This is a genomic window from Streptomyces sp. NPDC015346 (assembly GCF_043078785.1).
GTDB lineage: Bacteria > Actinomycetota > Actinomycetes > Streptomycetales > Streptomycetaceae > Streptomyces.
Genome location: NZ_JBIBTW010000001.1, coordinates 15442 through 36799, shown reverse-complemented (window position 1 = coordinate 36799; position 21358 = coordinate 15442). Strand labels below are relative to the sequence as shown.

General features: G+C 72.0%; 12 protein-coding genes. 7 read left to right on the top strand and 5 right to left on the bottom strand.

Translation table 11 applies throughout. The features are described 5' to 3' along the window. Positions 1–239: 239 nt before the first annotated feature. The 5 genes from ACF06X_RS00135 (at position 240) to ACF06X_RS00115 (ending at position 9447) form a co-directional block, all read left to right on the top strand. The gene (locus ACF06X_RS00135) at positions 240–4133 is read left to right on the top strand and encodes an FHA domain-containing protein (RefSeq protein ID WP_392284897.1); all 3894 of its coding nucleotides are present in this window, start codon (positions 240–242) and stop codon (positions 4131–4133) included. Between the two features lie 188 nt (positions 4134–4321). Continuing rightward, the gene (locus ACF06X_RS00130) at positions 4322–5728 is read left to right on the top strand and encodes an ABC transporter substrate-binding protein (RefSeq protein WP_392284896.1); all 1407 of its coding nucleotides are present in this window, start codon (positions 4322–4324) and stop codon (positions 5726–5728) included. A 9-nt stretch (positions 5729–5737) separates the two neighbouring features. Then, positions 5738–7060, top strand: coding sequence for a carbohydrate ABC transporter permease (locus ACF06X_RS00125; RefSeq protein WP_392284895.1), 1323 nt, complete (start codon positions 5738–5740; stop codon positions 7058–7060). Next, positions 7057–7953, top strand: a complete 897-nt coding sequence (locus tag ACF06X_RS00120; RefSeq protein WP_392284894.1) for a carbohydrate ABC transporter permease — start codon at positions 7057–7059, stop codon at positions 7951–7953. The genes ACF06X_RS00125 and ACF06X_RS00120 overlap by 4 nt, the downstream gene beginning before the upstream one ends. Positions 7954–8088: 135 nt before the next feature. Continuing rightward, positions 8089–9447 (top strand): glycosyltransferase 87 family protein, encoded by a 1359-nt coding sequence (locus ACF06X_RS00115; RefSeq protein ID WP_392284893.1) that lies wholly within the window; start codon positions 8089–8091, stop codon positions 9445–9447. An 83-nt stretch (positions 9448–9530) separates the two neighbouring features. Here the strand turns inward: ACF06X_RS00115 and ACF06X_RS00110 are convergent, their stop codons facing one another. Continuing rightward, a complete protein-coding gene (locus ACF06X_RS00110; protein WP_392284892.1) occupies positions 9531–14501 on the bottom strand; it encodes an NAD-glutamate dehydrogenase in 4971 nt (1656 codons plus the stop codon). A gap of 421 nt (positions 14502–14922) precedes the next feature. Between ACF06X_RS00110 and ACF06X_RS00105 the strand changes: the two genes are divergently transcribed. Further along, positions 14923–15480: a DJ-1/PfpI family protein gene (locus ACF06X_RS00105; protein ID WP_392284891.1), complete on the top strand. Its 558-nt coding sequence runs from the start codon at positions 14923–14925 to the stop codon at positions 15478–15480. A gap of 118 nt (positions 15481–15598) precedes the next feature. On the opposite strand, the gene ACF06X_RS00100 is transcribed toward ACF06X_RS00105, so the two are convergent. The 3 genes from ACF06X_RS00100 to ACF06X_RS00090 all read right to left on the bottom strand — a co-directional run bounded on the left by ACF06X_RS00100 (position 15599) and on the right by ACF06X_RS00090 (position 17467). Next, entirely contained in the window at positions 15599–15757 is a 159-nt protein-coding gene (locus ACF06X_RS00100) for a hypothetical protein (protein ID WP_392284890.1), read from the bottom strand. Positions 15758–16217: 460 nt separating this feature from the next. After that, positions 16218–16895, bottom strand: coding sequence for an HAD family hydrolase (locus tag ACF06X_RS00095; RefSeq protein ID WP_392284889.1), 678 nt, complete (start codon positions 16893–16895; stop codon positions 16218–16220). A gap of 65 nt (positions 16896–16960) precedes the next feature. After that, on the bottom strand, positions 16961–17467 hold the full coding sequence (locus ACF06X_RS00090; RefSeq protein WP_392284888.1) for a DUF6912 family protein: 507 nt from the start codon (positions 17465–17467) through the stop codon (positions 16961–16963). A 274-nt stretch (positions 17468–17741) separates the two neighbouring features. Between ACF06X_RS00090 and ACF06X_RS00085 the strand changes: the two genes are divergently transcribed. Then, on the top strand, positions 17742–18284 hold the full coding sequence (locus tag ACF06X_RS00085; protein WP_392284887.1) for an Rv3235 family protein: 543 nt from the start codon (positions 17742–17744) through the stop codon (positions 18282–18284). 127 nt (positions 18285–18411) lie between these two features. Here ACF06X_RS00085 and secA read toward each other — a convergent pair whose 3' ends face one another. Then, positions 18412–21213 (bottom strand): preprotein translocase subunit SecA, encoded by a 2802-nt coding sequence (gene secA, locus ACF06X_RS00080; RefSeq protein ID WP_392284886.1) that lies wholly within the window; start codon positions 21211–21213, stop codon positions 18412–18414. Between the last annotated feature and the right edge of the window lie 145 nt (positions 21214–21358).

Genomic DNA, 21358 nt, shown 5'->3' with positions numbered 1-21358 from the left:
CACGGCGTGCCCAACCAGGCACTTTTACGTCCACAGCCGACCATTCAAGATCACTTGGAGGCGACCCGCGGGCGTGTTGTCAGTGGCAGGTGCGAGGATGCACACAGCACGTCGCATCAGGGGTCGGGAGCCCCCGCGCCGTGCCGACCTGTACCGGACGACGCGTCCGTGCCGGGTGGGGGGAGAGACGGGGCGGTTCCCCTGCCGAGCACCACGCGCAGAAGGGACCGCTGACGGCGATGCAGATCCGGCTGACCGTCCTCGCGCCGCACGCCGGCCACGGCGCCGGGCGCGCCTGCGACGTGCTCGTCACCGCTCCGGCGGGCACGGCCCTCGCCGCCGTGGCCTCCGCCCTGGCCACGGCCGTCTCCGGCGCCGAAGCCTCCACCTCCAGCACGACCGTGCTGTACGCGGGCCGTGAGCGGCTCGACGCCCGCCGCCGCACGCTCGGCGAGCCGCCGCTCGTCGACGGCGCGGTGCTCACCCTCCAGGTCCCCGGCGACGACGACCGGGTCGGCGAAGGGGCCCCGGCCCGTCTCCACGTGGTCTCGGGGCCCGACGCGGGCGGGGTGCACCTGCTGCACGGCGGCCCGATCAGGGTCGGCCGGTCCCTGGACGCGGACGTCCCGCTCGACGACCCGGACGTCTCCCGGGTGCACTGCACCGTCACCGTCGGCGGCGACGGCCGGGTCACGGTCGCGGACCTCGGCTCCACGAACGGTACGACGCTGGACGGCGCGGCGGTCGGCGACCGCCCCGTCCGGCTGCTCCCCGGCGCCCTGCTGCGCCTCGGCGAGTCCTCCCTCCGCCTGGCGGCGCCCGGCGGCTGCGGTACGGACGCGCTGGCGACGACCCCGGACGGCGAGGGCCACCTCCGGGTCGACCTCGGACGGGCCACCGCGCCCGAGGCGGGTGCGGCCGGGGCGGCCGGCTCGGTCGCCGACGGGAGCGAGGTCGCGCGCGGCGGCTTCGGCGGCCACGACGGCGGCACTTCCGGGCCGTCGGGCGGCACGCGCGCGGGCACGGGTGCCGGCGGCACGTACGGGCCGTCGGCCGGCACGCGCGCGGGCACGGGAGCCGACGCGCCCGCCGACGGGTTCGGCAGGTCCGGCAGGTCCGGCGGGTCCGGCGGGTCCGGCCACGACGACGGCCGTGGAGCCGGCTCCCGGCCGGAGGCGGACGATCACCGGCGCGGCGGCCCGGCACACGGTACGTACGAGCGGTACGGCCCCGGCGTCGGCATCGCGCCGGTGCCGGCGGCGCCCGGCCGCCCCGACCCGCGCTCCCAGGACGTCACGCACGGCGGCTCCCCCCACCCCCCGTCCCCCGCCCACGCACGCGCCGAAGCGGACGGCGGGGAGGGCGGTGGAGGCGAGGGGCACAGCAGGACCCGGCAGACCCGTCGCCAGGCCACGGCCCCGGCCCCGCGCGGCAGACGTGGCATAGGAGCCTGGGCCCGCCGGTTCGCGGGCGCCAAGGAGGAGGAGCCGCAGGCCGCCGCGGCCCTGACGGGCATGGAAGCCGGCGGTGCCGTGTCCGGCACGGCCGCCCGGAGCGCCGGTCACCCCCCGGCCGCCGAGACCTGGCCCGACCCGGCCACCGTGCTGCTCACCGCGCTCGGCCCCGGCCCCCGGCTCTGGGAGCGGGCCCTGGACCATCCCGAGTCCCTGGTGGTCCGGCTCGGCACGACCGACCGGGCCGAGCTCTCCGGGGTGCCGGTCACGGTCGGCCTGCGCGAGGTCGGATCGCTGGGGCTCGCGGGGCCAGGGAACCGGCTCGCCGGGCTCGCCCGCTCCGTCGTGGCCCAGCTCGCCGCGCTCCACGCCCCCTGCGACCTGGAGATCGTACTGATCAGCGCGGACCGGAACCGCCCCCTGGAGGAGCGGCGCCGGGCCTGGGGCTGGCTCGGCTGGCTCCCCCACCTCCGTCCGGCGCACGGCCAGGACTGCCGGCTCCTCCTCGCGTACGACCGCGAACAGGCCCACGCCCGTACGTCCGAGCTCACCCGGCGGCTCGACGACGGGCCGCTCGGGCCGGGCTGGCCGAGCGCCGACCGCGCCGCCGTCGCCGAGGCGGCCGCGCGCCACGAGGGACCGGTCACGGTCGTGATCGTGGACGGCGACCCCGGCTCCGCGGCCCTGCGCGAGACGACCGCGCGGCTCGCCGGAGCCGGAGCGGCGGCGGGCATCCACCTCGTCTGCCTGGCCGAGGCCCCGGCCGCCTCGCCCGTCTCCCCGGTCGCGGCGACGTACGAAAGCGCCTGCGCGGCCTCGCTCGCCTTCCGTGAGTGCGGGGCGGTCGCCCTGCTGAGCGGCGACGTGGCGACGGCGCTGCGGCTGCTGCGTACGGCGGGAGGCCGGGCCGCGGGCCACGGCACCGTCGGGGTGGTGGACGCGGTCTCGGTCGCCTGGGCGGAGCGCTTCGCGCGGGCGGTCGCCCCCCTGCGCACCGATGCGCCCGCCGCGCACGGGCGGACCGCCGCGGCGGCGCTCCCCCGGTCCTCCCGGCTGCTCGACGAACTGGGTCTCGCCCGGGCCACCCCCGCCTCGCTGATGGCCCGCTGGGCCTCGGCCGGGGACGGGACGGCCGTCCTGGGCGCCGGACCGCGCGGCCCGGTCTCGGTCGACCTGACCCAGGAGGGCCCGCACCTGCTGATCGAGGGGCCCGCGGGCAGCGGGCGCACGGAGCTGCTCCGGTCGATCGCCGCGTCCCTCGCGGCCGGCGGCCGCCCGGACCGGCTCGGCCTGCTCCTGGTCGACGGCGCGGGGGGCGAGCGGGGCGAAGGCCTGGCCGCCTGTACGGAGCTGCCGCACGTCACCGAGCACCTGGTGGCCTCGGACCCGGTCCGGATGCGGGAGTTCGCCCAGGCACTGGGGGCGGAGCTGAAGCGCCGTGCGGAGATCCTGGGGGACGGTCACTTCGCCGACCGCCGGGGCGCCGGCCGGCTCATCGGCCAGCGCACGGCGAGCGCGGCGGAGACGGTGGCCCCGGGCGCCCGGGTGACGGCCCGTGTCCCCGACGCCCTCGCCGACACGTCGAGCGGCCGCGTCTCCCGCACACCCGACGGCACCGGCGGCCGCACCCTGCGCACTGACCCCGGCCCGATCGGCGCCCGCCCCGGCCCCCAGGGCGCCCGCCCGATCGCCGACGACCACCCCTCCCGCCCAAACGCGCGCGCGACCCGCCCGGGCGCCGACGACCTGACGTACCGCCCCAGCGGCCGGACTCTCCGCACAAGCGATACGGACCTCGGCGAAGACCACGCCTCCCGCCCGAACGCCCGCACGCCCCGCCCCGGCGCCGACGACCTGACCTACCGCCCCAGCGGCCGCACCCTCCACACGAACACCCCGGACCCCGCCGACGACCACCCCTCCCGCCCGGGCAGCCGGACCGCCCGCTCCGGCGCCGACGATCTGGGCGACCGGCCCAGCGGCAGGCTGCCCCGGCGGGCCGGTGAGGGCGAGGCCTACGGCCGGGTTCCCCGCCCCGGCGGGGAACGCGACCCGCAGAGCGGCGCGACCCTGCACCTACGGACCGACCAGCACACCACCGCCCGCCCGGGGACGGCCGACACCACCACCGGCACCACCGGCGTCCCCCTCCCCCGGCTCGTCGTCCTCGTCGACGACTACGACGCGCTCGTGGCACCGGCGCTCGGATCGCCCGGACGGCCCGCCGCCGGATCCGTCGTCCGCGCGCTCGAAGCGGTCGCGCGCGGCGGCGAGCGGCTCGGGGTGCACCTGATCGCGACCTCGGCCCGCCCGGACCGTACGGCGGACACGGAGCTGGCCCACGGCGCCCGGCTGCGGATCGTGCTCGACCCGGCCCCCGTCGCGGCCGGTCACGACGACCCCGCGCCCGGCCGGGGCCGGCTCGGGCACCCCGACGGACGGGTGACGCCGTTCCAGTCGGGCCGGGTGACGGGACGGATCCCCCGCACGGCGACGCTCCGGCCGACCGTGGTCCCGCTGGAGTGGGAGCGGATGGGCGACCCGCCCACCCGCAGACCCGTCCGCGAACTGGGCAACGGCCCGACCGACCTGGCGCTGCTGGCCTCCGCCCTGGATCGCGCCGCCCGTTCGGTCGACGCGACACCGGTGGCTCCGCTGACCCCCGTAACCCACAGCTGACACACCTGACACAGGCCGACACACGTCCTGACACGACGTCACGAGCCCATCACGATCCCGAGTTGGACACGGAAGGCGGTATTGCGGGCCCCCACCACCCGGCGTAGACCTGTCGGCACGAGCACGAGCCACGCACGAGCACGAGCCACGCACGGGACGAGCACGCGCACAGGAGAGACGGGGCAGCAATGCGTACAACTCTTCGTACATCTCGCACACCTCGCACATCTCGCACCCCCAGGACCGCGAAAGCGATCACCACCCTCACCGCCCTCACCGCGCTCGGCGCCCTCGCCCTCGCCGGGTGCGGCGGCGCCGACAGCGCGGACCCCGGCGGAACACCGAGCCCGAGCGCCGGAGGCAAGGGCGTCTCGCTGCCTTCCCTGAAGGGCGAGAAGATCCAGGTCGCCGCCGTCTGGACCGGCCCCGAGCAGGAGAACTTCACCAAGGTCCTGAAGGAGTTCGAGAAGCGCACCGGCGCGACGGTCACCTTCGTGCCCGCCCAGGACCCGATCGTGAACTTCCTCGGTACGAAGATCGCGGGCGGCTCCCCGCCCGATGTGGCGATGCTCCCCCAGGTCGGCGCGATCCAGCAGGCCGCCGCCCAGAAGTGGATCAAGCCGGTGGGCCCCGAGGCCAAGGCCCAGCTCGCCGCCCACTACTCCAAGGGCTGGCAGGATCTCGGCGCCGTCGACGGCACCCAGTACGGCGTGTACTTCAAGGCCGCCAACAAGTCCCTGATCTGGTACAACAACGCGGCCTTCGAGAACGCGGGGGCCTCCGAGCCGAAGACCTGGAAGGAGTTCCTCTCCACGGCCGAGACGATCTCCGCCTCCGGGGTCACCCCCGTCTCGGTGGGCGGCGCGGACGGCTGGACGCTGACCGACTGGTTCGAGAACATCTACCTCTCGCAGGCCGGCCCGGCGAAGTACGACCAGCTGGCCAAGCACGAGATCAAGTGGACGGACGCGTCGGTCACCAAGGCGCTCACCACGCTCGGCGAGCTGTTCGGCAAGCCGAATCTGATCGCGGGCGGCGCGGACGGCGCACTGCAGACGGAGTTCCCGGCCTCGGTCACCCAGACCTTCAGCGGCGGCGACCAGCCCAAGGGCGCGATGGTCTTCGAGGGCGACTTCGTGTCCGTCAACATCGCGCAGACCAGCGCGAAGATCGGTACGGACGCGAAGGTCTTCCCCTTCCCCGCCGTCGGTGAGGGCGGCAAGGCCCCGGTGGTGACGGGCGGCGACGCGGCCGTGGCGCTGAAGGACACCAAGGGGGCGCAGGCGCTGCTGACCTTCCTCGCCTCGCCTGACGCGGCGGCGATCTGGGCGAAGGCCGGCGGCTTCCTCTCGCCCAACAAGAGCCTGGACCCGGCGGCGTACCCGAACGACGTGCAGCGCGAGATCGCCAAGGCGCTGATCGCGGCCGGGGACGACTTCCGCTTCGACATGTCGGACCAGATGCCGCAGTCGTTCGGCGGCACGCCCGGCAAGGGCGAGTGGAAGGCGCTCCAGGACTTCCTGAAGAACCCGAAGGACGTCGCGGGGACCCAGGCGCGGCTGGAGGCCGACGCGGCCAAGGCGTACAAGAACTGATCCGGCGTCATGGCCTCGGCTCCGCGCCCCTCCGCGTCCAAGAGCGTCACCGGCACCCGTAGGTCAGTGGCGGTGGGGTTCCTCCTCCCCGCCCTGCTGCTGCTCGGCGCGCTCGTCGTCTACCCGATCGGGTACTCCGTCCACCGCTCGTTCTTCGACAAGTCCGGCGACTCCTTCGCCGGGCTCGACAACTACATCGAGCTCTTCACCGACGACACCATCCTCACCGCCGTCAAGAACAACGCGATCTGGGTGGTCCTCGCCCCGACCGTCGCCACCGCCCTCGGCCTGATCTTCGCGGTCCTGACCGAGCGGGTGCGCTGGGGTACGGCGTTCAAGCTGATCGTGTTCATGCCCATGGCGATCTCGATGCTCGCCGCCGGGATCATCTTCCGGCTCGTCTACGAGCAGGATCCGGACCGGGGGGTCGCGAACGCGGTCTGGGTCGGCGTCCATGACACGTTCGCCGAGTCCTCGGTCTTCCCGAGGGCGCGTCCGCTTCCCGTCCACCCCGTCGAGGCGGCGGGCGGCGGCGCGTACGTCACCAAGGAACCGGTCCGTGCGGGGGAGACCGCGCTGCTCCCGCTGGTCGGGGTCGCGCCCGCGCAGATGCCGGGGGACGCCCGGCCGGCGCGGAAGCCGGCCGCCGAGGAGGGCCGGATCAGCGGCGCCGCCTGGCTGGACTTCACCAAGGGCGGCGGCGGGAAGCCGAACGTCGTCGACGCTCAGGAGCGCGGCCTCAAGGGGCTGCGCATCGAGGCCGTACGGGAGGACGGCAGCGTGGTCGCGTCGACGACGGCGGCCGCCGACGGCACCTTCAGCCTCCCGGCGTCCGCCGACGGGACTCGGCTGCGGCTGCCCGCGAGCAACTTCCGGGAGCAGTACAACGGCGTGGAGTGGCTCGGCCCGTCGCTCGTCACGCCCGCCGTCATCGGCAGTTACGTCTGGATGTGGGCCGGGTTCGCGATGGTGCTGATCGCGGCGGGGCTTGCGAGCGTGCCGCGTGAGCTGCTCGAGGCGGCCCGGGTCGACGGGGCGAACGAGTGGCAGGTCTTCCGCCGGATCACGGTGCCGCTCCTCGCGCCGGTGCTCGCCGTCGTCCTGGTCACGCTGGTGATCAATGTGCTGAAGGTCTTCGACCTGGTCTTCATCATCGCGCCGGGTTCGGCGCAGGACGACGCGAACGTGCTCGCGCTCCAGCTGTACCGCTCGTCCTTCGGCACGGACGCGGACCTCGGGGTCGGCTCCGCCATCGCCGTACTCCTCCTGCTGCTCGTACTCCCGGTGATGGCCTTCAACATCCGCCGTATGCGAAGGGAGGCCCGCCGATGACAGCGTCGACCGGAGGTCCAGCCGCAGGCGAAGGCACAGGCACACGCCGCCTCGGCTCACGGATCGCCGCCCGCGCCGCCGGCGGTGGGATGCGGGTCTTCCTCGTCCTCGTCGGCCTCTTCTGGCTGATGCCCACGGTCGGGCTGCTGCTCTCCTCCCTCCGCGGGCCGTCCGACATCAGCGAGAGCGGCTGGTGGCAGGTCTTCAGCGCCCCGGCGCAGCTGACCACCGAGAACTACTCCGCCCTCCTCGCGAACGACACGATCACCGGCTCCCTCGTCTCCACCGTCCTGATCACCGTCCCGGCGGCCCTCCTGGTCGTCGTCTTCGGCTCGCTCGCCGGATACGCCTTCGCGTGGCTGGACTTCCCCGGCCGCGACTGGTGGTTCCTGGTGGTCGTGGGACTCCTGGTGGTGCCGGTGCAGGTCGCGCTGGTCCCGGTGTCGAAGCTCTTCGGCACCATCGGCATCTTCGAGACGACGCTCGGGGTCGTCCTCTTCCACACCGCCTTCGGGCTGCCGTTCGCGATCTTCCTGCTCCGCAACTTCTTCGCGGAGATCCCCCGCGAACTGCTGGAGGCGGCCCGGCTGGACGGCGCGGGCGAGATACGGCTCTTCACCCAGGTCGTACTGCCCCTGGGCGGCCCCGCGATCGCCTCCCTGGGCATCTTCCAGTTCCTCTGGGTCTGGAACGACATGCTGGTCGCCCTGATCTTCGCGAACTCCGAATCGCCCCCGATCACCGTGGCCCTCCAGCAGCAGGTCCGCCAGTTCGGCAACAACATCGACGTCCTCGCGCCGGGCGCGTTCGTGTCGATGGTGATCCCGCTGGTGGTCTTCTTCGCCTTCCAGCGACAGTTCGTGTCGGGGGTGATGGCGGGCGCGGTGAAGTAGCGGGGCGGACCAAGACCGCCCGGCCGGACGGTCGGCTGAAGAGCGTTCACCGGGAAGGGGCGGCTGAGGAGCGTTCACCGGGAAGGACGGACAAAAGGGGAGATACAGGCGTAGACCCGAATAGAGTGCGGCTCGATGACGACGCACCGAGACCCCACCCCGCCCCCCTCGCCCGACCCCGGCGACCAGCCCCCGTCGGCGCCGGCCGAGGCGGGTCCGGCGCGGGCCGCCTGTACCCCCGCTCCGCCGGCACTCACGGGGTCCCCCTTCGACTCGGACACCTTCACCTCGGCCACCTTCGTCTCGGTCGGGAACGGCCCCCTCCTCTCCCTCGCCGGCGTCTGGGTCGTCACCCGCGTCGGCATGCTGCTGCTCCTGCTCCGCGACACCCTGGGCGTGGGTGGTGTGGGCCGCGAGGTGTACGTCCTCTACCAGCACTGGTACCGGCAGTTCGCCCACGGCACCTTCCCCGTGAACGACGTCACCTGGCAGTACCCGCCAGGCGCCGGACTGGTGATCATGTCCCCGGGGGCGCTGCCCTGGCTCACGTATTTCCAGGCGTTCGTCGCCCTCACCCTCCTCGCGGACGCCGTCGTCACCCTCGCCCTCACCCGCGCCGACAGCGACCGCGTCACGCACGGCGCCTGGGTCTGGGTCTGCGGACTGCCCCTGCTCCTGCACCTCCCGCTGGCCCGGTACGACGTCCAGACCACCGCCCTCGCCGTGCTCGCCCTGCTCGCGCTCCGGTCCCGCTCGGCCGCCGGGCACCGCCTCGGCGGGGCGCTCGCCGCGCTCGGCGCGCTGGTCAAGGTGTGGCCGGCGCTCACCCTCCTCGGCACGCCCCGGGGCCGTAGCACCCGCGACGCCTGGGGCTCCGCCGCCGTCACCGCCGCTGCCCTGCTCGCCACCCTGGCGCTCTTCTTCTCGCACTCGCTCGGCTTCCTGCGCCAGCAGGGCAGCCGGGGCATCCAGATCGAGTCCCTGGGCGGCACCGCCCTCGCCCTGGCCAGAGCGGCCGGCATCTGGCCGGGCACGGTGCAGTACCGCTACGGCGCCTTCGAGTACGTCGGCCCGTACGTCTCCAGCATCGGCCGGCTCGCGCTGCTCCTGACCGTCCTCGCCTGCGTGTGGCTGCTGATGTGGCGGATCCGGGCGCGCGCCTGGACCGAGGCGACCCCGGCGGACGCGGCCCTCGTCGCCGTCCTGCTCCTCACCGTCACCAGCCGGGTGATCAGCCCCCAGTACATGATCTGGCTGCTCGGTCTGGCCGCCGTCTGCCTGACCTCGCGGCGCACCGTGATGCGCCCGGTGGCGGTGCTGCTCCTGCCGGCGGCCGCGCTGAGCTCCCTGGCGTACCCGATCCTCTACGAGGACGTGCTGGCCGGCACCCTGCCGGGCCTGGGGGTCATGGCGGTCCGCAACGCGCTGCTGCTCGCGGCCGCGCTGCTGGCCGCGCGGCGCCTGTGGACCTCGTCCGTGGCCGTCGAGGAATGACACGAGAAGACGAAGGGCCCCGCCGGTGATCCCGGCGGGGCCCTTCGTCTTCTCGTGTCGTCCCCTAGGGCACGTACGTACCGCTAGCTGTGCGTGCGCAGCAGCTGCCGCATGGTCCGCATGGCCACCGACAGGTTGGCCAGGTCGAACGTCTCGGAGCTCTGGATCTCCTCCAGCGTCGTCCGCGCCCGGCCGAGGATCGCCGCGTTCTTCTCCTCCCACGCCTTGAACCGCTGCTCCGGGCTCGCGCTCCCGTCGCCCGCCGCGAGCACGTCCGCCGTGAGAGCGGCGTGGGCGGCGAACAGGTCCTCGCGGATGGAGGCGCGGGCCATCGACTGCCACCGGTCGGCGCGCGGAAGCTCGATGATCCGGTCCATGAGCTGCGTGATCCGCAGCCGGTCGGCCAGGTCGTAGTAGACCTCGGCGACCGCCATCGGGTCCTTCTCCGTACGGTCCGCGATCGCGACGATGTCGAGGATCGGGAAGGCGGAGGAGAAGCCGGCGACCCGCAGGGCGAGCTTCTCCGGGACGCCGACGGCCGTCAGCTCCTCCAGGATCTGCTGGTACCACTCCAGGTCCGCGCCGCGCAGCAGCTGCGGCAGCTCGGCCCAGACCTGCTCCACGCGGTCGCCGAAGAAGTCGACGGTCTCGGCGAGCTCGAGCGGCTGCGGCCGGTTGCCGAGCAGCCAGCGCGTGCCGCGCTCGACCAGGCGCCGCGAGTGCAGCCGCATCCGGGTCTGGAATTCGGCCGGAACCTGGTTGTCGAGCGCCTCGACGGCGTCCCAGACGTCGCTGAGCCGGAAGATGGCGCGGGCGGCGGTCTGCGCCCGGACGATCTCCTCGATCGACGCGCCCGTCTCCTCGCGGAGGCGGTGCAGGAAGGTCGAGCCGCCGCTGTTGACGGTGTCGTTGACCAGGATCGTGGTGATGATCTCCCGGCGCAGCGGGTGGGTGTCGATCGCCTCGGGGAACCTCTCGCGCAGCAGCGTCGGGAAGTACGTGTGGAGCAGTTCGCGCAGGTACGGGTCGTCCGGCAGCCCGGTGCCGATCAGCTCGTCGGCCACCGTGATCTTGGTGTACGCGAGGAGGACGGCGAGTTCCGGCTGGCTCAGGCCCTTGCCGGCGTTGAGCAGCTCGCGGATCTGCCGGTCGTTGGGCAGGAACTCCAGCGCGCGGTCGAGGTGTCCGTCCCGGCCCAGTCGGCGCATGAAGCGCTGGTGGGCGTGGAGGAGGGACGGCGACTGGGCGACGGCGTTGGCCAGGGCCACGTTCTGCGCGTAGTTGTTGCGCAGCACGAGGCGGCCGACCTCGTCGGTCATCTCGGCGAGGATCTTGTTGCGCTGCTTGACGGTCATGTCGCCCTCGACGACGAGCCCGTTGAGCAGGATCTTGATGTTGACCTCGTGGTCGGAGGTGTCCACACCGGCGCTGTTGTCGATGGCGTCGGTGTTGACCTTGCCGCCCTCGCCCTCGGGCCCGCCCTTGCGGGCGAACTCGATGCGGCCGAGCTGGGTCAGACCGAGGTTGCCGCCCTCGCCGACGACCTTGACCCGCAGGTCCTCGCCGTTGACGCGGATGGCGTCGTTCGCCTTGTCACCGACGTCCGCGTGCGTCTCGACGGACGACTTGACGTACGTACCGATGCCGCCGTTCCACAGCAGGTCGACGGGCGAGTGAAGGATCGCCTGCATCAGCTCGGCCGGAGTCATCTTGGTGATGCCGGCCTCGATGCCGAGGGCCGCGCGCATGTGCGCGTTGACCGGGATCGACTTGGCGGTACGGGGGTGGATGCCGCCGCCCGCGGAGAGGAGCTCCGTGTTGTAGTCGGCCCACGAGCTGCGGGGCAGCTCGAAGAGACGGCGCCGCTCGGCGTAGGAGACGGCCGCGTCCGGGTTCGGGTCGATGAAGATGTGGCGGTGGTCGAATGCCGCCACGAGCCTGATGTGCTCGGAGAGCAGCATGCCGTTGCCGAAGACGTCGCCGGACATGTCGCCGACGCCGACGACGGTGAAGTCCTCGGTCTGGGTGTCGTGGCCCAGCTCGCGGAAGTGCCGCTTGACGGACTCCCAGGCGCCGCGGGCGGTGATGCCCATGCCCTTGTGGTCGTAGCCGGCCGAGCCACCGGAGGCGAAGGCGTCGCCGAGCCAGAAGCCGTAGGACTCCGCCACGCCGTTGGCGATGTCGGAGAAGGTCGCGGTGCCCTTGTCGGCGGCGACGACGAGATAGGTGTCGTCCTCGTCGTGACGGACCACGTCGACCGGGGGCACGACCTCGCCCGCGACCAGGTTGTCGGTGATGTCGAGGAGCGCCGAGATGAACGTCTTGTACGAGGCGATGCCCTCGGCCAGCCAGGCGTCGCGGTCCACGGACGGGTCCGGGAGCTGCTTGGCGACGAAGCCGCCCTTGGCGCCGACCGGCACGATGACGGTGTTCTTCACCATCTGCGCCTTGACCAGGCCGAGGATCTCGGTACGGAAGTCCTCACGGCGGTCGGACCAGCGCAGGCCGCCTCGGGCGACCTTGCCGAAGCGCAGGTGGACGCCCTCGACGCGCGGCGAGTAGACCCAGATCTCGAACGCCGGGCGGGGCGCGGGGAGGTCCGGGATGGCCTGCGGGTCGAACTTCATCGACACGTACGCGTGCGACCTGCCGTCCTCAGACTTCTGGAAGAAGTTGGTCCGCAGGGTCGCCTTGATGACGGTGAGGAAGGAGCGGAGGATCCGGTCCTCGTCGAGGGAGGCGACCTGGTCCAGGGCGCCGTCCAGCTCCTCCAGGAGCCCGTCGATCAGCTCGGTGCCGGCGCGCTGGCGCTCCGGCGCCATCCGCGCCTCGAAGAGCGAGACGAGGAGCCGGGTGGTGTGGACGTTGTTACGGAGGGTGTCCTCCATGTAGTCCTGGCTGAACGTCGAACCGGCCTGGCGCAGGTACTTCGCGTAGGCGCGCAGCACCATCGCCTCACGCCAGTTCAGCCCGGCGGACAGGACCAGCGCGTTGAAGCCGTCGTTCTCGGCCTCGCCTGTCCAGGTGGCGGCGAACGCCTCCTGGAACCGCTCGCGGGCATCGTCGCCGAGGTAGTCGCCGCCGTTGCCGGTCGAGGCGGGCATCCGCAGACCGAAGTCGTAGATCCACGCGTTCGTGCGGTCGGCGCAGCGCAGCTCGTAGGGGCGCTCGTCGATGACCTCGACGCCGAGCCGGTTGAGGACCGGCAGGACGGCGGAGAGGGAGACCTGCTCACCGCCCTTGTAGATCTTGAAGCGGCGCTCGGAGGGGCCGGTGCCGACCGGCTCGTACAGCGAGAGGGCGAATTCCCTGCCGGTGCGCTTCAGCTGCTCCAGGTGGACCAGGTCGGCCACGGCTGCGCGCGGCGAGTGGTCGGCCTTGTAGCCCTCGGGGAAGGCGTTGCCGTAGCGGCGCAGCAGCTCGGCGGCGCGCTCCTCGCCGCACTCGGCGTTGAGGGCCTCGGCGAAACCGTCGGCCCAGGAGCGGGCCGCCTCGACGAGACGGGCCTCGATGCGCTCCTTGTCGGCGTCGGTCAGGTGGGTCAGCTCGGTGCCGGGCGCGACGCGCACGACGAAGTGGAGCCGGGTGAGCACCGACTCGGTGCTCATGAGGGTGAAGTCGACGCTGGTGCCGCCGAGCTCCTCCTTGAGGATGTCGGTCAGCCGCTCGCGGACGGTGGTGTTGAAGCGGTCGCGCGGCAGGTAGACGAGGGCCGAGTAGAACCGGCCGTACTCCTCCTGGCGCAGGTACAGCCGCAGCCGACGGCGCTCCTGCAGGTAGAGGACGCTGGTGACGATCTCGCGCAGCTCGTCGGGCGGGGTCTGGAAGAGCTCGTCGCGGGGGTACGTCTCCAGGATCTGGAGCAGGTCGCGGCCGTCGTGGCTGTTCGGCGAGAAGCCGGCGCCGTCCAGGACCTCCTGGACCTTGCGGCTGACGACCGGAACCCGACGGACCGACTCGGTGTAGGCGGCGGAGGAGAACAGGCCCAGGAAGCGCCGCTCCCCGACCACGTTTCCTTCGGCGTCGAACTTCTTCACGCCCACGTAGTCGAGGTACGAGGGGCGGTGGACGGTCGCGCGGCTGTTGGCCTTGGTGAGGATCAGCAGCTTGTGCTCGCGCGCCTTGGCGCGGGCGTCGGCGGGCAGCCGGCTGAAGGACGGCGAGACGGGGTGGGCGTGGTTGTCGTCCGCGCCGCTGTGGTGCGGGTCGGAGCGCAGGATGCCGAGGCCGGTGCCGGGGACGGCGGCCAGCGCGTCGCCGTCGACCAGCTCGTACTCCCGGTAGCCGAGGAAGGTGAAGTGGTCGGCGGCGAGCCAGCGCAGCAGCTCGCGGGCCTCTTCGACCTCGGTGGGGCGCAGGTCCTCGGGGGTCGGCTCGCCGGGCAGGTTCTCGGCGATGCGCAGCGCGGCCTCGCGCATCTTCTCCCAGTCCTCGACCGTCTCGCGGACGTCGGACAGGACGCGCAGCAGGTCCGTGGTGATCTGCTTGAGGTCGGCCCGGTCGGTCTCGCGGTCGATCTCGACGTGGATCCAGGACTCGGTGAGGACGTCGTGCGGCAGCTCGGCCTTCGTCCCGGCGGACTCGGAGCTGAGCACCTCGATGAGCTTGCCGGTGACATCACGGCGGACGAGGATCTGCGGGTGGATCACGACGTGGATGCCGCGGCCCTGGCGGGAGAGCTCGTTGGTGACGGAGTCCACGAGGAACGGCATGTCGTCGGTGACGACCTCGACGACGGAGTGGCTGCAGGTCCAGCCGTTCTCCTCGACCGTCGGGGTGTGCACGCGGACGTTCGCGGTGCCCTGGGGGCGGTTCTCCGCGAGCCGGTAGTGCGAGAGGGCGGCGCCGAAGACGTCCACCGGGTCGCGGTCGGCGAGGTCCTCGGGCGCGGTGTGCAGGTAGTAGCGCTGGAGGTAGTCGAGCAGGGTGTCCCGGTCGGGCCTCTCCCCGTGCTCAGGCCCCGTCGGAAGTCGCCCCCCGACCGGGCTGTTCTCAGCTACCCGGGCGGCCCTGTCGAGCAGCTCGGCCTTGGCTTCGTCCAGCTTGGTCTGCATGTCCTCTGGCTCCTGTCGCGCGCCGTTGCGTGACGTCGGTAGAAACGGCACATCGCCACGACGCGGTGGTACCGGTCGAAGTCGACGTTATGCCGTGATGAGAGATGTCCAGGTCGAATCCGGCCACTCTGAGTGGCACGTCCGGACGGAGAGGATCAGCGAACGCCCCGTCGGCCCGGCCGCTGACACGGTCCGGGCGGAGGCCGGGGGCTTCGCTGCCCCCACGGCGTATCGCGCTGATCACGGGAAAAGCCTATCGCTCTCGCCCCCCACGCCGTCATGAGCCGTATGTGTACAAAAGAGGGGGTGGAAGTTTGACGTTATGGACAGCGACACATGTCCTCTTGGCAAAGCACGACGACGCGAGGAGTGTGGCAGCAGCACCTCTTCGCGTGGGGCACCACCACCGGATCTGGGAGTCGTGATGGCGAAGATCTTGATCGTGACCGGGGACGCGGCGGAGTCGCTGGAGGTCCTCTACCCCTACCAGCGCCTGCTGGAGGAGGGTTACGAGGTCGACATCGCGGCCCCCGCGCGCAAGCGGCTGCGGTTCGTGGTCCACGACTTCGAGCCGGGCTACGACACGTACACGGAGAAGCCGGGGTACACCTGGCCCGCCGACCTGGCCTTCTCGGAGGTCGATCCGGGCGACTACGTGGCCGTGGTGATCCCGGGCGGCCGGGCCCCGGAGTACCTCCGCAACGACCCGGAGCTCCGCAAGATCCTCAAGTCGTTCTTCGACGCGGACAAGCCGGTGGCGCAGATCTGCCACGGCCCGCTCCTGACGGCGGCGATCGGCGGCCTGGAGGGCCGCAGGGTCACGGCGTACCCCGCGCTCGAGATCGACATGCAGGCGGCGGGCGCGAGCTTCCAGGACACCGAGGCCGTCATCGACGGCCTCCTCGTCTCCTCCCGCGCCTGGCCCGACCACCCCGCATGGATGCGCGAATTCCTGAAGGTCCTTCGCGGCAGGGCCTGAAGGGCGTCTGCGGCAAGGCCTGAGGGGCCTCCGCGGCCAGGCCTGAGGCGGGCGCCGGGCGGGACCGGACGGCGCGGGCGGGCGCCGACCCGCGGCCAGCTCCGCCCGCGCCTCTCACTCACCGCCGGACGTTCACGGTCACCCGCAGCCCGCCCGTACCGGCGACGGCCACACCGACCGCACCGACGGCCACGGCCACCTCCCCGTGACCGCTCAACGCCAGGACGACCGCCGCGACCACAGCCAGCAGACCCACGCAGGCCGTGAACCAGGGCAAAGCACGGCTGCCACCCTCGGGCTTGTCTGAGATACCGTCGAGAGACGCCAAGGGAACCACTCTCCTCGCAACAGGGGACCCCGTCGGCGCGATAGGGAGATCCGGGAAAGAACGGGGCCAGCCGCCAAGCAAGGGCCTCGCCCGGGTCTCCCTTCGCCACGTCCGGGGTTCATCGGACGCGCCATCGTCGGCCGTTTCTGATCAACGCCCCATGGGCGTACGCCCGTTGAGGCGCATGACCGACCGTCAGCACATGGCGAGCCTATCGCTCTCGCCCTACGGGTCGTCATGGGCCGCTTGTGTACAAAAGCGAGCGCGGAACTTTGACGCTATGGACATGCGCGGCTCGGTTCTTGGCAGAACGTGAGACTTGACGAAACGCGCCACCACTCCCCGGCCGTGCCGTCGAGCCGGCCGCCCGACGTCGAGCGGGGCCGGGCGTTGCGGGCCGCGCCACCCCTCAGACCAGCTCCTCCGCCACCTCGACCGCCTCCGCGAGCGAGTCGACCACCGGCACGCCCGCCCTCTCGAGCGACGCCCGACTGTGCGACCCCCCGGTGTAGAGCACCGCCCGCGCACCGACGTGCGCCGCCGCCACGGCGTCGTCGGCCGCGTCCCCGATCACCACGATCCGCGAGGGGTCGACACCTTCCAGGGCGGCCAGGTGACGCACCATGTGCGCCGACTTCCCCGCCGTCGAGGACCCCACCCGCCCGTCCACGCGGACGAACCGCTCCTCGATCCCGTGCCGCCGCACCAGCGGTATCAGGTCCGTGTGCGGGGCCAGCGAGAGCAGCGACTGCGTCAGTCCGGACTCCTGGCGCGCGGCCAGGAGCTCCGCCGCCCCCGCCGTGAGCACGCAGGTCTCCGCCCGCTGCCAGTAGTGCTTGTGGAAGACGCCGTCCATCAGCGTCCACTCGGCGTCCGTGGGCAACCGCCCCATGAGCCGCTCGTAGAACTTCGGCACGGGCACCATGTAGAGCTCGCGGTAGCGCGCGAGCGTGATCGGCTCCAGGCCCAGTTCGGCGAAGGCCGCGTTCGTCGCGCCGATGACGGCCTCGATGTCGTCGAGGAGTGTGCCGTTCCAGTCCCAGACCAGATGCTTGCCGTGCTTGCCGTTCTTCCCGCGCTTCCCCATGCGAAGACGGTACCGGCCCGCTCCGGCAACCGGCCTCGGCCGGCCGGTCCTCGGCCGGCCGCTCCTCAGGCCAGCAGCTCCGGGATCTCCTGCACCCCGAACCACAGCAGCTCGTGGTCCTCCGCCCCGTCCACCGTGAACTGCGCGTCGTCGTCGCCCTGGTCCGCCGCCCCCAGCGCGGCCGCCGCGGCGGCGACGTCCGCCTCCGCGTCGTCCGCGTCGGCGTGCACGGCCGCCGCCTTCGTCAGCGGTACGGGACCGGCGATCCGGACCTCGCCCAGCGAGCTCGCGTCCAGGCCCCGGTCGGGGTCGACCGTCGCCTCCTTGTCCGCCACGTCGAGGGCGACGACGACCCGGCGCCGCGCGGCCGAGGGGTCGCCGGCGATCAGTCGCAGCGAGGCGGCGGCGGCCCTGCTGAGCGCCGCGTACTCGAGCTCCTCGATGTCGTCGGAGACGTACCACTCGCGCAGGGCGGGGGTGACGGCGTAGGCGGTCAGCGGGCCGGGGCCCAGCTCGCCCGCCTTGTGCGCCTGTGCGAGACCGGAGAGGGTCAGGGGGACGTACACGCGCATGGCTGGCCGCTTTCGTAGTCGGAAACGCCCTCAGGATACGTGCGGAGTCCCCCTTCGGGGTCTCCAGGCCGCCCTCCCGCCGGTCCACCGGACGCATGCCCGGGTGCCGTGGCGTCAGGCCGCGAGGAGCGCGCACTCACTCTGATAGGTGAACCTTCCGGACGGCCACCCGGAGGCTCCGAGCCTCTTGCGAGGCCGGTCAGCGCCCCCGTACAAGATCCCCAACAGAAGTTACCGCCCGGTAGACCGCCGGGCGCCAGGGACGGGGACAGGGATGGACACCATCACCACCAGCACGACGACCGCGACCGCCGGCGCGACTCCCGCGGCCGGCACCCGCCCCCGGACCCCACGGCCCCGCACCGCGCCCCGCGGCCCCGCCGGAACGGGCCCGCGCGGTGCGGCAGGCATCCGCCCCGCGGGCCCGTCACCCGCCCGTACGGCGCCCCGGGTCGTTCCGCCGCACGCGATGTTCGCCGAGCGGCTGCTCGCCGTCCTGAGCGGCGAGCGGCCCGTCCATTGGATGCTCGGGCAGACGGTCGGAGAGGCGTACGAACAGCTCGTCCAGCTCGCCCCGCAGAGCCCGCTCAGGGCCCAGGCTCACGGCACCCGCCCCGTGATCCGCCGCTGCGCCGTCCAGCCCCGCCCGGGCGCCGTCGAGGCCTACGCGGTCATCGCCATCGGCGGAGGCAGGGTCAGGGCCATGGCGTTCCGCCTGGAGCGGGGAGCCGACCGCCGGTGGCGCTGCGCCGCGATCGAGCTGGACGGCCTCCACGCGCGCGTGCCCGCCCAGGGCCGTCCCACGGGCCGGACATGACGGAGGGGCCGGCCACCTCACCAGGTGCCCGGCCCCTCCGCCCTACGCCTCACGGCGCCCTACGCCTCACGGCGCCCTACGCCTCGTGGCGTCCTATGCCTTCCGGCGTCCTACGCCTCGTGGCGCCTTACTTCTTGCGGCGCCGCCCGCCGCCGCTGCTCTTCTGCGCCTTGCGGCGCTCCGCGCGCGTCAGCCCGTCACCGGCGGCGTCGTCGCTGACGAAGTCGCCCTCGACGATGCTGCCCTCACCGTCCACCTTGGGAGCGGTGAAGTGGAGGCGGTCGGGCCGCTGCGGGGCCTCGAGCCCCTTGGCGCGGATCTCCGGACGCCCGGCCGGGACCGCGTCCTCCTTGCGGAGCGAGGGAGCCGCGTCCTGCACCGGGACCTCCTCGACCTGCTGCTCGACCTGGACCTCCAGGTTGAACAGGTAGCCGACGGACTCCTCCTTGATGCCCTCCATCATGGCGGTGAACATGTCGAAGCCCTCGCGCTGGTACTCGACCAGCGGGTCCTTCTGGGCCATCGCGCGCAGGCCGATGCCCTCCTGGAGGTAGTCCATCTCGTAGAGGTGCTCGCGCCACTTGCGGTCGAGCACGGAGAGGACGACCCGGCGCTCGAGCTCACGCATGATGTCCGAGCCGAGCGACTTCTCCCGGGCCTCGTACTGCTCGTGGATGTCGTTCTTGACGGACTCGGCGATGAACTCGGCGGTGATGCCCGCACGGTCTCCGGCCGCCTCCTCAAGCTCCTCCACGGTGACCTTCACCGGGTAGAGCTGCTTGAACGCGGTCCACAGACGGTCGAGGTCCCACTCCTCCGCGAAGCCCTCGGCGGTCTCCTGGCGGATGTAGTCGTCGATCGTGTCGTCCATGAAGTGGCGGATCTGCTCGTGCAGGTCCTCGCCCTCCAGGACGCGGCGGCGCTCGCCGTAGATGACCTCGCGCTGACGGTTGAGGACCTCGTCGTACTTCAGGACGTTCTTACGCGTCTCGAAGTTCTGGGTCTCGACCTGGGACTGCGCGGAGGCGATGGCGCGCGTGACCATCTTGTTCTCGATCGGCACGTCGTCCGGCACGTTGGCCATCGCCATGACGCGCTCGACCATCTGGGCCTTGAACAGGCGCATCAGGTCGTCACCGAGCGAGAGGTAGAAGCGGGACTCGCCCGGGTCTCCCTGACGGCCGGAACGGCCGCGCAGCTGGTTGTCGATACGGCGCGACTCGTGGCGCTCGGTGCCCAGCACGTAGAGCCCGCCGAGCGACTTGACCTCTTCGAACTCCGCCTTGACGGCCTTCTCGGCACGCTCCAGGGCGGCGGGGAGGGCCGCGGCCCACTCCTCGACGTGCTCCACCGGGTCCAGGCCCATCTGGCGCAGCTCGGCCTCGGCGAGGTCGTCCGGGTTGCCGCCGAGCTTGATGTCGGTGCCACGGCCGGCCATGTTCGTCGCGACGGTGACGGCGCCCTTGCGGCCGGCCTGGGCGACGATCGTCGCCTCACGGTCGTGCTGCTTGGCGTTGAGCACCTCGTGCTGGATGCCGCGCTTGGAGAGCTGCTGCGAGAGGTACTCGGACTTCTCGACCGACGTCGTGCCGACGAGGATCGGCTGGCCCTTCTCGTGCTTCTCCGCGATGTCGTCGACGACGGCCGCGAACTTGGCGACCTCGGTGCGGTAGATCAGGTCCGACTGGTCCTTGCGGACCATCGGCTTGTTCGTCGGGATCGGGACGACACCGAGCTTGTAGATCTGGTGGAACTCGGCGGCCTCGGTCATGGCCGTACCGGTCATTCCGGACAGCTTGTCGTAGAGGCGGAAGAAGTTCTGCAGGGTGATCGTGGCGAGGGTCTGGTTCTCGTCCTTGATGTCCACCCCTTCCTTCGCCTCGATCGCCTGGTGCATGCCCTCGTTGTAGCGGCGGCCGGCGAGGATACGGCCGGTGTGCTCGTCGACGATCATGACTTCGCCGTCGATGACGACGTAGTCCTTGTCCTTCTTGAAGAGTTCCTTGGCCTTGATGGCGTTGTTCAGGTAACCGACGAGCGGGGTGTTCACCGACTCGTACAGGTTGTCGATGCCCAGCCAGTCCTCGACCTTGGCGACGCCGGACTCGTGGATGCCGACGGTCCGCTTCTTCTCGTCGACCTCGTAGTCGCCGGTCTCCTCGATGCCCTTGAGCGTGTTGCCCGCCTCGCCCCTGGTCAGGCGGGTCACCAGCTTGGCGAAGTCGCCGTACCACTTCGTGGCCTGGTCGGCCGGGCCGGAGATGATCAGCGGCGTACGGGCCTCGTCGACGAGGATGGAGTCGACCTCGTCGACACAGGCGAAGTTGTGGCCACGCTGGACGAGCTCGTCCTTGGACCACGCCATGTTGTCGCGCAGGTAGTCAAAACCGAACTCGTTGTTCGTTCCGTACGTGATGTCGCAGGCGTACTGCTCACGGCGCTGGGCCGGAGTCATGTTCGCCAGGATGCAGCCGACGGACAGGCCCAGGAACTTGTGGACCCGGCCCATCATCTCGGAGTCGCGTTCGGCGAGGTAGTCGTTCACCGTGATCAGGTGCACGCCCTTGCCGGAGAGCGCGTTCAGATACGCGGGCAGCGTGCCGACGAGGGTCTTGCCCTCACCGGTCTTCATCTCGGCGACATAGCCGAGGTGCAGGGCGGCGCCGCCCATCAGCTGGACGTCGTAGTGGCGCTGGCCGAGGACGCGCTTGGCGGCCTCGCGGACGGTCGCGAAGGCTTCGGGGAGCAGGTCGTCGAGGCTCTCACCGTCGGCGTACCGCTGCTTGTACTCCTCGGTGAGCGCCCGCAACTCGGCGTCGGAGAGGTTGACGAAGTCCTCTTCGATGGAGTTGACCTGGTCCGCGATGCGGTGCAGTTTGCGCAGGATCTTGCCTTCGCCTGCACGCATGAGCTTGTTGAAGACGGACACTGAGGCTGGTCTCCTTGCCGGTCGGGCCTGGCACTGGGTCTTGTCATGACTCGGGCGCGGGCACGGCAGGTGGTCCCCACCGCAACGGCCATCGTAAGCGAGACCGCCGTCGCGTCGGGAGGCCCGCAGTGCCGGAGTGCCACTA